Source organism: Algivirga pacifica, assembly GCF_039543525.1.
Lineage (GTDB): Bacteria > Bacteroidota > Bacteroidia > Cytophagales > Flammeovirgaceae > Algivirga > Algivirga pacifica.
The window spans coordinates 14487-35461 of sequence record NZ_BAABJX010000054.1 but is presented as its reverse complement, the minus strand read 5'-3'; the positions used below and the strand labels follow the sequence as shown (position 1 = coordinate 35461).

The 20975-nt window shown below is 41.0% G+C and carries 10 protein-coding genes; 1 reads left to right on the top strand and 9 read right to left on the bottom strand.

Annotation, left to right across the window (positions count from 1 at the left end; genetic code table 11):
- From ABD985_RS17535 to ABD985_RS17525, 3 genes are all read right to left on the bottom strand, one after another.
- On the bottom strand, positions 1-3016 hold a 3016-nt coding region (locus ABD985_RS17535), incomplete at its 3' end, for a SprB repeat-containing protein (protein WP_345374015.1).
- Positions 3017-3620: 604 nt separating this feature from the next.
- Positions 3621-8249 (bottom strand): T9SS type A sorting domain-containing protein, encoded by a 4629-nt coding sequence (locus ABD985_RS17530; protein ID WP_345374013.1) that lies wholly within the window; start codon positions 8247-8249, stop codon positions 3621-3623.
- 411 nt (positions 8250-8660) lie between these two features.
- Positions 8661-8909: a hypothetical protein gene (locus ABD985_RS17525; RefSeq protein WP_345374011.1), complete on the bottom strand. Its 249-nt coding sequence runs from the start codon at positions 8907-8909 to the stop codon at positions 8661-8663.
- A 383-nt stretch (positions 8910-9292) separates the two neighbouring features.
- On the opposite strand from ABD985_RS17525, the gene ABD985_RS17520 reads away from it, so the two are divergent.
- A complete protein-coding gene (locus ABD985_RS17520) occupies positions 9293-10546 on the top strand; it encodes a hypothetical protein (protein WP_345374009.1) in 1254 nt (417 codons plus the stop codon).
- A gap of 280 nt (positions 10547-10826) precedes the next feature.
- Here ABD985_RS17520 and ABD985_RS17515 read toward each other — a convergent pair whose 3' ends face one another.
- The 6 genes from ABD985_RS17515 to ABD985_RS17490 form a co-directional block, all read right to left on the bottom strand.
- A complete protein-coding gene (locus ABD985_RS17515) occupies positions 10827-12053 on the bottom strand; it encodes a hypothetical protein (RefSeq protein WP_345374007.1) in 1227 nt (408 codons plus the stop codon).
- Between the two features lie 154 nt (positions 12054-12207).
- Positions 12208-14961 (bottom strand): TonB-dependent receptor, encoded by a 2754-nt coding sequence (locus ABD985_RS17510; protein WP_345374005.1) that lies wholly within the window; start codon positions 14959-14961, stop codon positions 12208-12210.
- A gap of 677 nt (positions 14962-15638) precedes the next feature.
- Positions 15639-16253, bottom strand: a complete 615-nt coding sequence (locus tag ABD985_RS17505; protein WP_345374003.1) for a hypothetical protein — start codon at positions 16251-16253, stop codon at positions 15639-15641.
- A 179-nt stretch (positions 16254-16432) separates the two neighbouring features.
- A complete protein-coding gene (locus tag ABD985_RS17500; protein ID WP_345374001.1) occupies positions 16433-16636 on the bottom strand; it encodes a hypothetical protein in 204 nt (67 codons plus the stop codon).
- A 46-nt stretch (positions 16637-16682) separates the two neighbouring features.
- A complete protein-coding gene (locus ABD985_RS17495) occupies positions 16683-17969 on the bottom strand; it encodes a T9SS C-terminal target domain-containing protein (RefSeq protein WP_345374000.1) in 1287 nt (428 codons plus the stop codon).
- A 113-nt stretch (positions 17970-18082) separates the two neighbouring features.
- Positions 18083-20878: a TonB-dependent receptor gene (locus ABD985_RS17490; protein ID WP_345373998.1), complete on the bottom strand. Its 2796-nt coding sequence runs from the start codon at positions 20876-20878 to the stop codon at positions 18083-18085.
- Positions 20879-20975: the final 97 nt, after the last annotated feature.

Sequence of the window (20975 nt, the reverse complement as noted above, 5' to 3'; positions counted from 1 at the left end):
CGGTACAAGAATCGGTACAATCATTCTCGTCCATCACGACCACCTTATACGTACCCGCTGGCAAGTTGCTTACCATAGCTGTACTGCCCACTGGGTTATCCTGAGCATCAGTCCATGCGTAAGTATACATACCCGTACCACCTTGAACCTCGACCTTAACGCTACCGCTTGATTCTCCATTACACAAGGCACTATCTGCTGAACAAGACAACTCTAATGCTGCTGGCTCTTCAATTATAGCGGTACAAGAATCAGTACAATCATTCTCGTCCATCACGACTACCTTATACATACCCGCTGGCAAGTCGCTTACCATAGCTGTACTGCCCACTGGGTTATCCTGAGCATCAGTCCATGCGTAAGTATACATGCCCGTGCCGCCTTGAACCTCAACCTTAACACTTCCGCTTGATTCTCCATTACACAAGGCACTATCTGCTGAACAAGACAACTCTAACACTGCTGGCTCTTCAATCACAGTAGTACAAGAGTCTGTACAATCATTCTCATCCATCACGACCACCTTATACGTACCCGCTGGCAGGTTGCTTACCATAGCTGTACTGCCTACTGGGTTATCCTGAGCATCAGTCCATGCGTAAGTATACATGCCTGTTCCTCCCTGAACCTCGACCTTAACGCTACCGCTTGATTCTCCATTACACAAGGCACTATCTGCTGAACAAGACAATTCCAATGCATCGACCTCGAAAACTTCTGCAGTACAAGAATCCTTACAATTGTTTTGATCAGTTACCACTACCTTATAAGTTCCTGCTGGTAGATTGGCAACCATCTGCGTCATACCTACTGGATTATCCTGAGCATCGGTCCATGCATAAGTATAAGGGGCTGTACCACCTTGAACCTCTACATTTACACTACCACTTCTATCTCCATTACATAATGCGCTATCAGCCTCGCACTGCAACACAAGGGCTTGAGGCTGGAAAACTTCCACTGAACAAGAGTCCTCACATTGATTTTGGTCTGTGACAATAACGGTATACACACCTGCTGGCAAGCCTGTCACTTCCTGAGTGGCTCCGACTTGAACCTGATTGGCATCTTTCCATAAATAATTGTAAGATGGTGTTCCCCCAGAAACGTCTACACTTACAACTCCTGTACTATCTCCAAAACACTTCGTGCTATCAGCGCTACAAAGCAAATCCAAGGCATCAGGTTCATTAATTGTTTCACTCTTCATTGCAGTACATCCCAATGAATCAGTCACGGTCACCGTATAAGTGCCCGCTGGCAAAAGAATTGGTCCAATAGCTCCCGGATCAACATCTGTGAAATTCTTTGTAATATTTCCATCGGTGACTTCAATGGAATAAGGAGGTGTACCTCCTGATAACATACCACTAATCGCTCCGCTATCACCATTACAAAGTGCATCTGTTGCCATGGACTCTAGTAAAATAGCATCTGGTTCTGTAATCGTGAAGTTCAACGTTGTATCACAACCATCGGCATCTGTAATCTTTACGGAGTACATTCCTTCAGCTAAATTTGTCAAGTCTTGTGTTGTCTCTCCGTTAGGAGTCCACAAATAAGTATATGAAGGGGTTCCTCCACTTACACTTACATCAATACTTCCCGTAGAGTCTCCATTACAGTCTACATTGGTTACCGTTCCACTTGCCAATAGTGCATCTGGTGTATCCACGATAAAAGTATCCATTGCAACACAACCTGTCGTATCATCTGTCACCGTAACGATATACTGACCCGCAGGAAGGTTATCAATATCCTGTGTTGTTTCGCCATTACTCCAGCTATAGGAGTAAAATCCTGAGCCATCTGAAACCGTCAAATCAATCGCTCCATCCTCATCTCCATCACAACTAACGTCTGTGACTATACCAGAAAGTAAAAGACTTCCCACAGTTACTACTTTTGAACAAACAGACACACCTCCTGAAAATTCATCCGTGATCGTCACTTGAATTTCAAAAGTACCTGTCATATTTCCCGGATCCACAATAACACTATCCGCTGTATTACTTCCCACAATACTCGCTCCAGTATTATTGTTGATAATTTCCCATTCAAAGTCATATACATCTTCAGCTGTAAAACCGTTAGGGATTTCATCATCAGGAAATTCCAAAGTGAATGTCATATTTTCCCCGTCACAATTAGTACTATCTCCTATAATATCACAAGTAGGAAAAAAGGCTACCGCTGAAGCTTTCAAGCTGCGATCCTGGTTACCCAGATTAATAAAGTTACCATCTTCTGTTGCACCAATCAAACGCATATGATACGGGCTACCTGTAATCCCTGAAGCAGAGCGAGGGTCCCCTCCAGGTAGAAAGCCCCAATCAAAACGATTCGAAATATGTCCACCAAATGCTAAGATGGCTGTACTTCCTGTAGCGGTAAAGGTCACAGTAAATTGTGTCTCTGAACCATCCACAGAGTACTGTCCGTCCGTATTGTCATAGACCACAGCAGACAATGTCCCTCCCCACATAGAAATAAGTTTTTGACTCGCTGGTTGCGCATTAAAGCTATTAGTAGGTTCTCCCGCTACCGGTGTTGAATTTACCGGAGGAGCACCAATAGCAATTTGCGAATCAGGCATGCCACTCAATCCCATCACACCTTCTGTAGGGTCTACCACTTCGGCAGCGTGCCCAAAAGCCGTGTGGGGCTCCAGGTTTTGATAACTTGTAATATAATCTGTAGCGATATATCCCCCTGAAGGTGCTGTGATATCAAATCCTAGAGTTAAAGTATAAACCAAACCGTTCGTCAGTCCAGTCATCACTACCCGATAAGGGATTGAATAACCTTCCACATAATGGGACTTGCTTTCATTCAGGTTACCATTGACCCAGTCCTCCCCGGACGATAGACTAGCGTCATCGTTGGCATACTGATCGAGGTTAAAACTTTGTGCCTGCAGGCTAGAGGATATCCCCCAACAAAACAGCATCACAAATAGGCCATACAGCCAGGGGACCCGACGGTCCTTCGTTAGTAATAATGAGTAGTTCATCATTAAGAAATTAGGTTATTGATAATTTGGGTGGTGACCACAATACATAATTGTGGTTCTATAGGTTAATTTGGGTTGATTTTTACAGCTGGTTCATCAATACAACATAGGCTGTTGAGTTTATAGGTATGACATAATAAATGTCCCTATGGTATAAGGATTATAAGGTAGATAAGGAAAATGATTCTTTGATCAAGGTTCATTAGGGATATACACCCTGTTATAAGAAGTAAATAAACAGCTCATCTGAGTTTTGGGTTGATACAGATTAAGTTGAACACACCAGTTGAAAGGTGTTATGAGTATTTTCAGTTACGAGGTAAAGGATATGATCCCAACAAGCTCTACAGTCTTTTTACAGGTTGAAAGGTGGGTTTTTACCCCATCCTTAGTATTTAGGTTACAGTTGATGCATCACATTCCCACAGCACACAATATGCCTGAGAATTTCTTTACTTCTAATCTAATAAAGTACGTGCCATGATGTTTAGTTTGTTATGAAGCCTTTGCAAATTAATAAGGTTATTAAAAAAGGCTACCAAAACGGTAGCCTCTTTACTCGTCACGGATACGCCAGTGGCGTATCCCTACGATGTTTTACTGTTTTCTAACGGATAATCAATTTCTCCGTCAGCACCTTATGATCATTTACGGCTTTCAGAATATACATTCCTTTGCCATACGTTCTCATATCAATCTGGTTCTGTGATACTCCATTGGCATCCAACGTATGCACCAGTTGTCCAGCTGCATTGTAGATCTCTATATGACTATCCATAAACTCGGTTGGCAACTCCAATGTGAAGAATCCTTCCGATGGATTTGGATAAACTTTCAGTTGCTCCGTGATGGAAAGTACATTTCTCTCAACACCCAAGTTAAACTCAAACTCACTGCTACATCCTCTTGCATTCAATACCGTCAGATTATAGATACCTGGCTTAAGATCACTTAGGTCCCTTGCTGATGAGGTGAATCCATCAGGGCCTCTCCACTCATAGCTATAAGCCACCTCTCCTTCAACTTCACTCATGGTAATCTCACCATCTTCTGACTCAATCGTTGAGGCATCTTTAACGATAAACCTAGCATAGCTAAAGTACTCACAAGTCATGTTTTTCACCATGTACGTGAAGGTCGCCACACAGCCGTTTCTATCGGCAACCGTTACTTCGTAAGCACCTGGTTCCAGATCCTTTACTAGAGGTGTGTTATAAGCTTCATACCCATTCGGACCTGACCAGCTGTACTGATACGGTGCTGTACCTCCTGTTGCCATAATCGAGATACTACCATTTCGAACTTGATCATCATCTGCATGACGCATGTCCACTACATTGGCATAGATTCGACTGCGATCACAGCTGTTCTCCATGCGCTCTCCATCTACTCTCATAAAGTAAGTGAAGTAGCCTGTACAACCATTTGCATCTTTCACCTTCAAGGTATACTGCCCTGCTGTCAGGTTTCTAGCCTCTTTGGTATCTGCATTGAAACCATTAGGTCCCATCCAATGATATTGATAAGGTGCCTCGCCTCCCTGAAGATCAACAATGATAAAGCCATCGTTAGCTCCACGATAAGTTTCATCAGATTGTTTTACTCGAGCAGTAATTCTAACTCCTTCGCAACTTCCGTCTCTAGGGTCGTCACGTTCTACTCGGATATAATATGTAAAGTAACCTTCACAACCATTTGCATCTGTTACTTTAAGCGTATAACGACCCATCGTCAAGCCTTCGATATCTTCTGTCGTTGCTGTAAAGCCATTTGGCCCCGTCCACATATAAGTATATGGCTCATTTCCTCCTGTGATCGTTACATCAATAGCACCATCAAAAGCATTACGGTAACTTTCATTCGTGAACTTAGGGTTAGCTATTAATCGTACCTCTTCACAAGGAATAAAGCGAGGCTCTTCTACCACTACCGTTGCCATTGCTGTACACTCATTTGCATCCGTAACTGTCACCTTATATGTTCCGGCTGGAACCCCTTCTACGGTTGGTGTAGTCCCGACAGTTTCGCCTTCAGAGTTTGTCCAGATATAAATATATCCTTCTACTGGAGCCGCTTCTACTTCTGCCATTCTGGCACCACCTTCCATCATCATAAATGGTGTTCCTCCTGAAGCCATAGCCGATACACTACCATCTGAAGCTCCCGGTGCCGTTGCATCTGTACTGCTAGCCGTTACAGATACCGCTGTCTCTGGTTCTGTGATTTCCACTGAGATATTATTCGTCAGCCCTTCAGAATCTGTCAACTTAATTTGGTATACCCCTACAGGAAGATTCAAGAACTCAAATGCACCTTCAACGCCTGTCAATGTCTCTGTCGTCATATCTGGCTTCGTCAGTTCAATGGTATATGGAGGGAATCCACCACTACCTTCACCCGAAATGGATCCAGTACTTTCTCCTTTACATGGTACTGGGGTTGCTACAGCTGTCAAGCTTGGAGGAGGAGTTGTACTTGCCTGAATCTGAAGTAGATCCTCATCCACACAACCATTTGCATCTACGGTTTGAATGAAATAGAATCCTGGATCCAAGTCCTCTACAATATACTCTCCTGGCGCTAAGTCATTAAATACGGTATCCAAAGCTCCTGTAATCGTTACCATATAGTTCGGCGTGCCTCCACTCAATGTAAACTTGAATGAACCATCAGGAACTCCCGGTACAATATTGTCAGACAATTTCTCGATAGTCAAACTAACTGCTTCATCCGGCTCTGTGATTTCCGTCTCACACATTTTCTCACACTCGTTATTATCTGTCACAAATACCTTGTACTTGCCTGCCGGAAGATTTTGGAAGATTACCTGACCTGCAGCAACTGCGGAAGTATCAATCACAATACTGGCATCCTCGTTTTCAAACTGGATAAAGTAGCCTTCTGTTCCTCCTGAGAACGTTACGGTTACGGTTCCTGTGCTATCTCCTGTACATGGTACTGGTGTCGAATCACACACTACGTTCAACGGTTCTGGCTCTGTGACCTCTACCATACACATAGCACAGCACTCTACAGGTTTTCCAATTACTCCATTAACTGATTTTGTCTCCATGGTTGGCTTAGCCATTGTTTTCAGGCAAACCTTCACCGTATACTTACCTGCTGGCAAACCACTTACTGTTTTTGTCGTACCTACTATATTATCCGAAGCGTCTCTCCATTCATAGGTATACATCTCCTCTGCTCCATTGGCTACGAATGCATCAGGTGTTTTATCCATTACGTATGGTAACTCTCCACCTTCTACATGTACCGATACAACACCATCCTGACCTCCGGCACATGAAACATCTTGCTCCACTTTGCACTCCAATTCTATTGGACTTGGCTCGTTGATCGTTTCCTCTGCCATCGCAGTACATCCATTGGCATCTGTCACAGTCACCATATAAGTACCAGCTGGTAACTGAATTGGACCGATAGCTCCTGGGTTTACACCAACAAACGTCGTATCAATCACTCCATTTGTAGCATTTACCTCATATGGTGGAACTCCTCCAGATAGAGAACCAAATATGGCACCTAACCCACCATTACATGGCGTATCGATTGACTGAGAAAGAATAGTTATTCCTTTTTGCGGCTCGGTTACATCAGCTTCACAAGTGGCATCACATCTATTCATATCCAGTACCTTCACCAAATATGCTCCTGCAGGAAGATTTTCAAAAGTGATCATACCTGCTGCCATCGCAGTAGTATCACGGGTGATGCCATTGCCATCTGTTAACTGTATAGTATAACCAGGAACTCCTCCTGAGAAGGTTACTTTTACCATTCCTGTACTTTCATCCTTACATGAAACTGGAGTCGCTTCACACATTGCCATCACTTTTGTTTCTGGTTCTGTGATTTCTTCCATACCCTGTTCTGTATTTCCTACTGAATCTTCAACAAATACAGAGTAAACACCTGCAGGAAGGCCGTCCAGCTCTTTAAAACCATCTTGTATTCCTGTAAATTCACCAATTAATTCTTCTCCCTTTTTCACAGTAATTTTATAAGGAGGAATACCATTGGCCACTATCGCTTGTAATTTACCTGTAGAGTCACCTTTACATGGAACCGGAGTCGCTTGTAGTGTCAGTATTAAATCTGTACGTTCTGCTACTAAGAATATTGAATCTTCTTTTACACAACCATTAGCATCAGTCACTTCCACTTTATACTGTCCTTCCAGTAATCCTGATAGATCTTCTGTAGTCTCGCCTGTAGACCACAAATAAGTATATGGTGGCGTGCCCCCCATTACTGTCAAGTCAATTTCTCCATCTTCAGCTGTTATTCCTGATGGATTCGTACCTACCAGAGTAGTTTGAATCTCACTTGGCTCAAATACCTCTACTTCACATTCTCCTGTTTTTGGAGTAGATATAGCTCTAACTTGAATGGAAATACTTGTGATTGTCCCAGCACATACCTTATACTTCCCTGCTGCCAATCCATCTAAACGAATTGTATCTCCTGGATTACTGACCACTTTACTGTACAATATCTCATCAGATTCATTTTTAATCTGAAGTAAGAAAGGTCCTTGATCGTCACTGACAACCGATCCAAATACAGCTCCTGAGCTTTCTCCAAAGCAGTCTGTAGAATCTGCTTCACAAAGCACTTCCAAGTCATCATCATCGTCGTCATCATCATCATCGTCATCATCATCGTCGTCATCATCATCATCGTCATCATCATCGTCATCATCATCGTCATCATCATCGTCATCATCATCGTCATCATCGTCGTCATCATCATCGTCATCATCGTCGTCATCATCATCGTCATCATCATCGTCATCATCATCGTCATCATCATCGTCATCATCATCATCGTCATCATCGTCGTCATCATCATCGTCATCATCGTCGTCATCATCATCGTCATCATCATCGTCATCATCATCGTCATCATCGTCGTCATCATCATCGTCATCATCGTCGTCATCATCATCGTCGTCATCATCATCGTCATCATCGTCGTCATCATCATCGTCGTCATCATCATCGTCATCATCGTCGTCATCATCGTCGTCATCATCATCGTCGTCATCATCATCATCGTCGTCATCATCATCGTCATCATCGTCGTCATCATCATCGTCATCATCGTCGTCATCATCATCGTCATCATCATCGTCATCATCGTCGTCATCATCTCTTTCAACTGGAGCTTTTGTGCCAGATGTATTTCCTTCTGCACGAGAGCTTGCAACAATCATATTAGTATTAAGTCTTGTTGAAATAAGAGATACTGAACTACGTTCATGAAATGCATTTCGTAACGGTAGAGATTTCATCACTTCATCATTAGAAGTAATCTCATTTAGGCGGGTTTCTTTTTTGTAGAGCTCAATTAAGGTCTCATCAGTTGATATTGAAGGGTGTGCTTCTATTTTTGCAATCCCTATCGTAAAAAACAGGGAGAGCAAAAAAACAGCAGGGGATAATTTGAGACAATTATCCCTAATGATTGATAAATAATAATTCATAACTATTTGAATTTGGGTTCTCAGCTACACGCAATGTGTGCTTTGTTAATTAGGTTAATATTAAAAGTGACGGTCATCCATTTAGATGATCAATTACTCTTCATAGGCAATGATGTTTTGATTACTAAGATGATTAAAGGGTTAATAAATTCTTCTGTGCTTTCTTCTTCTATGTTGAATCTTGGGTTGGCTTCTTTTTCCTATTGTACTCTTCTTTCCTTTTCTCTTGTAATTCACTACGATCATATAAAAAGTCAAAAACACTAGCCCACCTCCCATAAAAGCTCTTGAAGGGTTAATGTCTAGTGTTACAGCTATCAATAGAATGAATAGTGTCGATAATATTATCGCAATAAGAGGGTACTGCTTGTGAATTCTTTTTCTAGTCATCTCAATGGGTCTTATTAGGTTAGCAGTTAATTCAATCATAGCATCACAGAAAGTGATCCTATCATTCTGTACTCGGAAATTGGGGAATGATTAAGCCCTAAAACATGACAAATAGTACCTTTATCATATATTAAGAACTCAAGCAAAACCTTTTAAAAAGGTACACTACTTCATGAAGTAAATCTTATGCTGTTTTTCGATAACCAATGTAAATGCCTTCTAAAAAAATGGAATAGCATACTATATTAGTTTATTAAATAACTCTAATTAGTTCGTTAAGATACATCTCTCAGATCTATTAAACGATGTTATTTACCTAATAAAAACACTCAATAATACCCCTACCTTATTTATCCAAACACTATCGATAACCTATAATCACTATGAAAAAATCAACTAGAAAACCTCTCAGCTTCTTACTGCTCCTTTTACTATTTATTAGTTGCCAAGACAACCCTCCTCAAGGAAATTTATCTGAAATTGAAAAAGCTTCAGCATTAGCCAATCAATATATGATGAAGTCTTTACATGATAATGGCATGTTTACTTATAGAGTCAAAACAAACCCTAAAAGCTACGTCAAAAAACGCTATAATATACTAAGACATGCAGGAGCTATATATGCAATGTGCCAATACTATGAGCATGCTCCATCTCCTCAAGGACTAGAGTCGATTTTAAGTGCTGGAAATTTCTTAAAAAGCACTTCTTTAAAATCTGTCAACAATGATCCTAGCCTTAAAGCTATCTGGTCTGACCCTTCTATTTCTAATACGGGAAAGGTTATACAAGCAAAATTAGGTGGAACTGGAATAGGACTACTCGCATTACTACATATTGAAAAAATAAAGCCTGGGTTTACTTCAAAGAAGGATCTTATTGCAATGGGAAACTTCTTATTATATATGCAAAAAAAGGACGGGAGTTTCTATACTAAATATATTCCTTCTAAAGGAGGAAAGAATGACGAATGGGTCTCTCTTTTCTATCCTGGAGAAGCTGCTTTGGGCTTATTGATGCTCTATGAATATGATCCCAACCCAAAATGGTTTGAAGCTGCATACCATAGCCTAATGTATTTAGCAAAACTTAGAGAGGGAAGAAAAACAGTAGAAACGGATTGCTGGGCTTTAATCGCTACGTCAAAACTATATAAAAGTCAAAATTACAGCCAATTTAAAGTATCTGAAGAACGGTTGAATCAGCATGCGAAACAAATTTGTGAAAGTATTTTAGCTCTAAAAATAAATTCACATCGCTCTCCTTATCATATAGGAGGGTTTCAAGAAAACGGTTATGTTACTCCAACATCATGTCGCCTAGAAGGGCTAACCGCAGCATTATCATTTCTCCCTCAACAAGATCCTCTTTACAGCAAGGTTGTTGAAAGTCTACAAACAGGATATATCTTCCTTTTGAGAGCCCAATACAAGAAAGGAACTTTTACAGGAGGGTTTCCAAGAAAAGTAAGCTACAATAATGGTCTAAAATTAAAGACTAATATGATACAGATCGACTGCGTCCAGCACTCTTTAAGCGCATTAGTTGGGTTTATGAACCTACAAGTAGATGATTACTTTCAAAGCTACGTGAAAAATTACGATAATAACTCAGAAGCCTTAAGTCTCAATAAATAATCCTATCCATTTACTAAAAAAATAAAGCCCGACTTCTTAAAAAGAAACCGGGCTCCCACTTTACTTATGGTTTAGGACTCAGGTAATACAACATAAGTAAGCCGTAGAAGGTAAAAAGTAATAGGTAGGAGGTAATAAGTATAGGTCTCAGAATTTTAGGTGATAGGACTACCAATTACGATCTTCTACCTATAACCTTTTACTTATTACCTAAGTAACCACAAGGGATACTCTTACGGGTGCCCACAAGGGACACCCTTACCTTTCTACCGCTTCCTTATTATTCGTCGCCTTTGAATTTTAGTACAGTCGTTGCACCTACTGCCTTGAAGTTCTCAACAGAAAGGTTTCCATCGATCAAGTTAGTTAATGTTACATCGTGCTGTACATCCAAAGCGATTTGGAAATTCTCTACTAGCAGGTTCTTTACAGTCGCTTTTGTACCTTCTCTGAACTTAAATCCTGCTTTACCGTCTGCATTTCTACCGATCAACGTTACGTTCTCCAACGTAGGGTTAGAGTATGCTTCAAGCGTATTATTATTTCTATTGTTATCTGCTTCAATACCACGGTCTCCGGCATCTGCACTTTGGATTGCGATTAGGTTCATACCTTTTCCTGACCACCCGAATGTCCAGTCAAATGAATCATCCTCAGAACCTGTAGAGATTAGGTTCGATACATTCAATGTACCACCAAACCACTCAAATCCGTCGTCAGCCCCCATATGAGACTGTACATTCTCTACAACTGTTTGGTTACCTACACCGTTGAAAGTAATTCCGTTGTGCTCTTTGTCAGCTGTAATGATGTTTCCCGTGAACTCTACACGAACAAATTTCAACATTCCAGAGTTGTCTGCCGCATCAGCACCACCGTACTTAGAACCAGAGATCTCAGCCTCTGCCTCACCGTTCTCATCTCCTGCATTGATTGGCGCACGACCGTTGATGATCAAACCACCCCAAGCACCTCTTTCTTGCTTAGTAGAAGTAAATACAATCATTTCTTCTGCAGTACCTTCTGCCATGATCTTAGATCCTCTCTCCATTAGGATATATCCTACTGCTTTTGCCGCTACCTCAGCGTCTTCGCTTTCAGCATCTCTCTCGTCTACAATAATTGCTCCGGCACCAATCGTTAGCATTGCACCCTCATCAAAGTGAACACCACCATTCAATACCCAAACTTCACCAGCACCAATCGTTACATTTTCTGAGTATCTACCTTCCAATACACGATTGTTTGCTTTTGCTTCATCAATTGCAGCTTGCGCCACTACTGTTCCAGCGTAATCTACACCCACAGCCCAATCTTTTGCCCATGCAGCAGTCAAATCACCTGCTCCAGTAGCCTCATCCAATCCACTCAACGCAGCCCATTTCGCTTCTGCTTCTTTTACCAAATCCATTGTTGGATCTACTACTGGATTGTTATCCTCTGTACAAGAAGTCATTGCTAGTGTTGTTGCTGCTACAGCTGCGGTGTACTTGATAAACTTTTTCATGCTTGTTCTTTTTTAAGTGCCGCGCTAGTGGCGCGACATTACAATGTTTTGTTTGTTATGATTGAGGTACTTGATGTACCGAGTCACTTTATATCTATACTTGCTGTGCCGCGCCGGTGGCGCGGCATTACATTTTCTTCTATTATGTGTGCTACTAGAAGCTATAGTTTACAGAGATTCCTGCGTTAAGCCCCGTTTTGTAAGCATCCACTACTTTTACCTGACCGTTGGTAAACTCTTGCTCACGTGTGATCTCTGGGTTCAGGATGTTCTTCACAGAGAAGTTCACACCCAATTTCTCGTTGATCTTGTTTTTCCAGATGAAGTTCAATGTTCCGTAAGAACGCTCGTAGATATCACCTGCTCCCTGAATACCTGCCGCATAGATTCTGTCTCCAAATACGCTATACGTTAGGGCAAAGTTAGCATCAACCAAACCGTTCAACATTGCTGTTTCATACCCTAGATCGAAGTTCAATAGGTAAGGAGAAGCTCCTTGCATTTGTCTTTTCTCGTTAGTGAAGACAGTGTTTGCACCTGAAAGGTCCAACAGAGAGTACATATATGTTGCACTTGCTCCTACTTTCATGTTGTTGATCACTGCCAGATCTGTCACTAACAAGTTCGATAAACGTTTGTTGAACTCTACTTCTACACCAGCGACCATACCATCTCCTACATTTTGGTAAGTATAAAGCTGTGCTGAAGAAGCAATCGCAATACGCTCAATAGAGTTTTGAAGTTGCTTTCCGAATACGGCTACTGCAAACAAGTCACCTGCCTGACCGAAACGCTCATATTTCAAGTCTACGTTGTTGTTGTAGCTGTTTTCCAACTCAGGGTTACCGATGATCGAGGCACCACCTGCAGCTTCCTGATACTCAATCGGGCTCAGCTCTCTCATACCTGGTCTTGTGATGGTTCTACTCGCTGCAAAACGCAAGTTAGTAGACTCACTCATTGTATATTTCAAGTTTAGGGATGGCATAAACTCCGGCTTGCTGTAGTTCTCTACTCGGAATGGATCAGTGATCGCATCCTCTCTCTTACGATAGTTCACCTCTTGCTCACCCAGCTCCGTTCTCAACCCTACATTCACTCTCAGACTAGTCATTGGCTGGAATCCGTAGTTTGCATAAAAAGCGTGTACGTTTACCAGCGCGTTGAACTGATTATCTGCCAACCCATATGGTTGATAAGAGATCATTCCTTGTGACAACATGCTGTTGATCGCCGCATCCGGATTCATTACATCTACACCTGTCAATACCCCTTCTTCACGTTTGATATTCACCTGATCGTAGCTAAAGTCTCTTGTTTTGAAGCTTCCCTGATACCCTAGCATCAAGTCGCTTGCAAATGTTTCGTTCTCTTCGTCGTATGCTCCCAGTCCTAACACACCTTCCATTTTGAATGCCAGACTTTGATCATCCATTGCTGACCAGAAACGGTGGTTATCTGCAACTGACTCATCCGTATACAAACGTCCATTTGACCAATCAATCTCACTCATTTCTCTTCCTTGTCCCATATCGAAGATCAACTGTCTTCTGTCTGGCTCCTGGAATTTTGATAGTGCATAAGAAGCTCCCCAGTTCAATCTGAAGCGGTCATTTGCGAAGTTGTGGTTACCTAGTAGTTGGTGTACTTGTAATCCTGTCTGTCTGTAAGTGTTTCTGAAAGAATACAGGTTCTCATACTCGGAGTTGTTACCGAAAGAGCTTACTAATGTATTCTCCGACTCATTTACATAGATATTGTTGAAGTTCAACGTATGATCGTTGTTAAGCTTCAAGAAGAAGTTCAACAATCCTGAAGTTGTTGTTGCATACCCGAAAGTCTCTGTGTCGTAATTCACAAAAGCCCTTCCTTGTGCGTTATAGTTTCTATATACTCCATCTCTGTACTCATAACCATTTTTGTGTGCCACAGAAGCAATCACTCCAAATGCTCCCTCATCACCAAACTCTTTATAAGTACCTGCCGAAAGGTCAACATCCATATTCAATGGCGCAGCCTTTGTCGATGGGCTCCATGTAGAAGTATATCCTTCATTTCCAATAACGGAAGCTTGATCTCTTGAGCCGAATGAAAAACCAGCCTGCTCTGCTCCTCCATTGGAAATGTATCTAAAGTCTTTAAAAGTTGCCTGAGAGTTATATCCTGTACCTACTCCTATTTTAAGGAATGGTACTTCATCATAATCTTTAGTCACAATATTCACCGTCGCTCCTGCGAAGTCTCCGTAAAGATTTGGGTTGAATGTCTTGTTTACATTCAGGTTCTTTACCAAGTCTGATGGGAAAATCGACAAAGAAATCATCTTTTTGTCTGGATCTGTCGCTGGCACTGGCAAACCATTTAATAATGCCATGTTGTAACGATCACCTAATCCACGTACGAAAAGCCCTTTGGAACCTACCTTAGAAACGCCTGTTACTTTCGCTACTGCACCTTCTACGTTAGAGATTCCTTTTGCAGACATTTCTTGAGCACCAATGCTTTGTACCATTACATCCGCATTCTTTCTATCTACCAAAAGTGCTTCTGAGCTCTCTCTATCTGCCTGTGCCACGATCTCTACTACATCCAATTCCTCAGAATCTGTATTCAAGGTCACATTTAATACTACTGGCATACCTTCCAGTACTGTGATTTCCTGAGAAAAAGGTGCGTAACCTATAAAAGATACTACCAAATTGTATGTTCCTTCTTCTGCTTGAAACTGGTAGTTACCAAAAATATCTGTATTCGCCCCTGTTGTCGTTCCTTCCAAACGTACGTTGGCTCCAATTACTTCCTCTCCTGTTTCAGCATCTTTTACTGTACCCTTAACGATGCCTTTCTGAGCGTAGACGTTTGTAGCCAAACCTGCAACGGCTACAGCAGTCAAAAATAATTTAGTCATGTTTGTAAGTCCTAATTAATAGTTACCAAGTCCTAATTGTTGATGTCACAAAAGTATATTTGGTATATGACTTAAATACTTACAATCATTTAACGATATATGAATATAACTCCCTTATTCTTAAACGCTATGTTAATAAGTGTAACATTAACGCAACTCTTAAGAAATGCTTTATATACATTTAATTCACATTAAGTAAAATATAAATACAATAAATAGCATTAATTCAGAATATTATTTGCTTTTTAAATGAACTCAATGTTAACACAAATACGAAAGTCCGATACTCCAAAGGAATACCGGACTAAGGGTACTTATTAATTTAGGACTCAGGTAATCTTAAGAATGTTATTGTCCTATGAACATTCTCGATTACATCTTTGTCATCAATCCCTTCAATAAGGTTGATGTATATAATAGCTTCATTAAAGTTGAATATTTATCCATCATACTGCTAACTAGCTTTGTTGAATCGTTGAATTTCAACACTTTGTATTGAGTTGAATTGAGCTTTGCTCGTTGATTCGAGTTGACTTGTTGGTTGAGTTCAATAAACAATTCAACTCGAATCAACTCTCCGAAGGAGAAATTCAACGGTTCAACGATTCAACAAAGCTAGCTAGCAGTGTGATAGTTATTCATTCAGCCCTAATATGTCAGGGTATTCGTTGATTCTTTTATCGCTCTGCTCTTACCAAAGCTTTTAAAGTATCTATCTGATAAACCCAGGTGTGCTGTATAGAGTCATATACCACATCCTTGTTCGGGAATTCCATAATTTGTCTCTCCTCCAGAAAACGGTATACGTTTCCTGTAGTCGTCATTTCCTCAAAAAGTAATGTTCCTTTTTCGACAGCTTCCTCAGGAGTCAAACGAGGGGTATAAAACTTAATGGCTACATCCTTTAGTAAAGAATCAGCTCCTAGTTTATAATAGCCTCCTATTGCTCTGTATCTTCCCAAAATGGATTTACGATCATTAATCGTAAACATAAAAGCATGAAGACTATCCGCTGCGATTTGATATTGTTGTATTTGTAATGAATCGGCTCTTTTTCTGAAAAAGCGAAGTGCTGCCTCTTCAGGGGCATAAGCCATGGAATGATCGTCTTTCTTCTGCTCTTGATACTTATATCCTTCTGTATAAGCAATAAGCTGCATAGCAATGGTGTCCTGCAATGCTTTATCATAAGCCATATAGGTTGTATTATCTAACCTATTATTCTTTGACTGACAAGCTCCCAATAACATGAGAATAGCTAGCAGTCCCCCGATAGTCCATTTCAAATTCATAATTCTTTGTTGAGGCGACTTACGCCGCTAGTTGAGGTGGCTTACGCCACTGGTTGAGGCTCGTGTTACTCGCTTGTTGAGATAGATCATAGAACTCTACTGGTTAAGTCAATATCTCAACGAGCGAAGCTCATCTCAACAAGCTGCGTAAGCAGTCTCAACCAGTGGCATAAGCCACCTCAACAAAAAGGAGAACCCCAGAGCAGTACCCTACCAGATACTGTTCCAGAGCCCTCTATGACTAGTAGACCAAATGCTAAGTTTTCTGATAGAAATAAAGATACTACTTCCAAATGGATAAAGGAGGAAGGAGGAAGGATAAAGGTATAGGAGCTTCTTCTCTGGATAATAATCCTTCTTCCTTCATCTTTCTTCCGTAGCACTTAGCTATAAGTTTATTTAGCAATCAATCCACTAGTTTAGACTTAATTACTTAAGCATACCGTTTTCATAGTCTACATCCTGAGCGTCAAGCACCATCCAATTAGACTCCAAGTTCCAAGCAGTAGCCTCCGATACGAATGCACCTTTTGACTCGTGACCTGTAACCTTAACTTCCTCGATCATATCCAATGCTGGAGTTCCAGTCAATTGAGTTGAAAGGTCAGCTACAGAGATGATAGTGTTTGTTCCTTCCTCAACGTTTTTCAGCGTAGCGTCACCTTCTACAGCAACCAATACGTTGTTGCTGAAAGTACCTTTACCATCTACACCACCGTCGATTTTATTCTCGAAACCTTTCACGTAACCAATGAATACTGAGTTCTCCACAGAAGCTTGAGAGAATTTGTCGTTACGAACTGCATTAGCGTGGTTTGTTCCTTCGATAGAACCGAATACTTTAGGACCTACCATTGTAAAGTTCTTGAACTTAGGCATAGAAACGATTGCGTTTTCAGAAGAAGAAGAAGAATTCTCCATACCTCTTGATCCACCACCGTCAGCCATATCTGACAACGCAGGATCTTTCTGAGCAAAACCGTAAGTCAAGTTACCGTTGTATCCTTGGTCAGTATCGAAGTCATCATCAATACCTCTGTTTGCAATCAAGTAAGAAGCGTTTACAGCTCCACCGAACCACTCGTAAGAGTCATCACCAGCGTAAGAAACGATGATGTGGTCGATCTGAGTTCCTGAACCTACACCACCCATTGTCAAAGAGTTCAACTCGTTGTTTGGAGCAAGAGCGATACCTGCATACTCGATACGAACGAATGAAAGTTTACCAGAGTTATCAGCGTTATTAGATCCACCGAAAAGACCGTTCTCACCTTCAGCAGCTGAGATACCCTCGATTGTTACGTTTTCTCCTTTATTAGAAATACCATTACCCAACAAAACAACACCTGCCCAGTCACCAGTATCTCTCAATCCAGCCGGTTGGTTTGAAGTGAATACGATTGGCTTTTCTGCAGTACCTACTGCGTCGATTTTAGCACCTCTGTTTACGATAAGTGCTGCTGCCGTTGCTTTATCACCATAGATGATAGTTCCTGGCTCAATAGTCAAAGTAGCTCCAGCCTGAACAAATACTTTACCTTTTAACAAGTAGCTCTTATCAGCTGTTAGCGTCATATTTTCAGCGATATTTCCTTCCAGTGCATCCACTACTGGTGCCACTGGAGGATCTACAGCATCTTCTCCACATCCTACAAAACCGATACTAGACAATGCAAGCATTGCAATTGATGAAACTTTGATAAAAGTCTTTTTCATGATTTCAAAAACGATTAATAATTACCCAAAAAAATTTCGGAATTTTTATATAAATAAAAGTAGCATTCAACTATTAACTGATTTCAATTCTATTATTACAGAATCTTTAAGTTCTAGAACTTATAATTAACGCTAAGTTGTGCCTTTTGGCCATTAAACTGCTTCAACACAGACTTATCAGAAATCTCACTATCAAATTTACCATCAGAATTACCATCCTCAATAATTTCATAAGCGTAATTCAGTAAATTAGAAACAGAAAGAGAAATAGACAGGCCACTATCAAAGCTCTTTGCGATATTCATATCCACCATATGACGAGGCATTTCATACCATCTATACGAGTCTAGTCCATCCCCCACGGAGAATAATCTAGGACCAAAAGCATTGTATAACACATTGGCACTCCAGCCACTGACCTGATCATCGTAGTACAATCCTACGTTTGTCACATATGGAGACTGTCCTTGTAGTGCTCTTTCACTATTGATCTCAATGGCTTTTTCTCCTAACTGAATCTGGCTTCTTACCAAAGCAAGGTTCGCATAGATCGAGAGGTTGTCCATTACCGTACTCGAAGCAGACAGGAAGCCCAGTGACTTTTTAATTTCCAGCTCAACACCGTAAGCGTCTGCACCCTCAGCATTTCTATACGTAAATGCAGAAGCATCACTGTCCGAACGCAAAGCATATTTCTCAATTGGATTATTGAAGTTCTTGTAGAATACCCCTAGAGACAACAGCTCACCTGCTTTTGGATATAGTTCCAAACGTGCATCTACGTTATGGATCGTCGCTGTTTCTAGTTTAGGGTTACCTGTTAGCGTATAGTCCCATTCGAAATCATAAAAAGAGAATGGTGCCAGCTCCCTGAAAGCTGCTCGGTTTACAGTCATACCATAAGCCACCCTTGCCATGAACTTCTCTGAAAAGTCATAGGACATATTCGCATATGGAAGAATGTTCAACGGCTTGTTATCTACTGTAATTGGCGCCCCTACATCATTAAAGGAATTCAACTGCTGCATAAAGAACTCTGCTCTTACTCCTGCACTTGCCTTTAGGTTTCCAGTATGGCTATTGAAACCGAAATAACCCGAAGTCAATAAATTATTGGCCGTATAACTATCACTTGGTTTCGTCCCTTCTTTTACGATTAATCCCTCGTTCAAGCCCATATTCCCCTGAGTATAAGCCTCCTCAAAAGTCGTATACCCAATAAAATCACTTGCATTTCCACGAATACTCAACACATTGGAGAACCATCTCAAAGCAAAAGTTCTGTACACAAAATCAGTATAGTACCCTGTTTGAATCTTCAGTACATCCTCTTTGATTTCGTGCGTAAAATCCAATTTGTGAGATACAGAAAACTCTTTCAAATTAGAGGTAAAACGACCTTGCAGTGGGTTTTCATTCTTAGAAATGGATACATAGTACACTTCGTCATTAGCCTGGTCTTTCACCCCTCTTTTCCAATCTGGCTCTACTCTACTGGTTAAAGACGTTCCTACTAACCAGTTCAGCTTTGACCTTCCATCGTTTAACTCATGCTCTCCAATGAGCTGACCAATATACAAGTCACGAACAAGGTAGTTCATCGACCATGCTTCTGTAATGGCATCGTCCTTAAACGGAGAGTATTTATTTCTGATGGATAGGGAGTTTGTAGACTGTCTATTATAGAAATTCTTAAATTTCAATACATTGTCTGGATTCAACTGGAAGGTCCAGTTAGAAAGTAGTTTCCATTTCACATTGTTCGCATAAGAAACGTTAGAAGACTCATCCTTTAGAGAACTACTTACTTCCCCGTTTTCATTCGCAATGCTATAACCAATAAAAGAACTACGATCTCCTGTTGTTGTCGCATTAGAATTGGAGAAGGAAATACTGTTCTCAGTATAAACGTCCGCATTTCCCCATACCATGGCCTTACCGAAGTCATAACCGATTCCCATATCTGGCAAGGCCATACCTGTTCTAGAACCCCAAACATCATTATCCATTTGCTGTGCCTGCTCTCCGGCAACATCTTGTCTAACAGCAAATTTATCTTTCACTGCCCATGCTCTATCGAACTGCCCCATTCCCACAAAATCAAGAACTGGAGATCCAACATCGTTTCTTACAACATTCTCAAAAGTAGCATTCGCTCTATACCCTAGATTGAATTTTAGTTTATTATAACTGTCGCCTGAAGGGTTTTTAGTATCTACATCAATGATTGCCCCTGCAAATTCACCAGGCTGATTAGCAGCACCTGATTTATAAACCATCATGCGATCAATCACACTACTAGACATGATATCAAAAGAGAATACCTTCGCATTTGGCTCTGTACTTGGCGCAACTGCTCCGTTCACCAACACCGTGTTATAACGCTGGCTCAACCCTCTTACATTGACAAATCGACCGTCTACCAGGGTGATACCCGGAATACGTTTTACCACATCTGCTGCACTTGAGGCCGACATTTTAGAGATTTGCTGTGCTCCAATCGCATTCACAACAACATCAGCCATCTTCACTGCCTCTACCACTACCGCTGACGAACCTCTATCCTTCTGCCCTACTATCTCGACAGCCTCCATTACTTCATTATCATACCCTAATGTAACCTCTAGTGTAATCGTCTCTCCTTCTACTACAGTAATTCCCTGTTGGAATTTCTTATAACCAACATAACTACACAATACATTATATGTACCTACCGGGGCCTTGAATGCAAACTGTCCAAAAACATCCGTTACCGAACCAGTAGTTGTTCCTTCCAGCAATACGCTGGCTCCAATAATTTCTTCTCCTGTAGAGGCGTCTTTCACAACCCCTTTAACAGTCCCTTTTTGCGCGTACCCTTGAAAAGCAAAAAGAAGTGTTGATAGCAATAAAATAAATACCCTTGTCATAAGTCTCTATTAATAATTTACAAGGGCAAAAGTATCAGACAGATATGACTCCGAATTCTACAAGGTTTTAAATGAATTTTAATAAAAATGAGTGTTA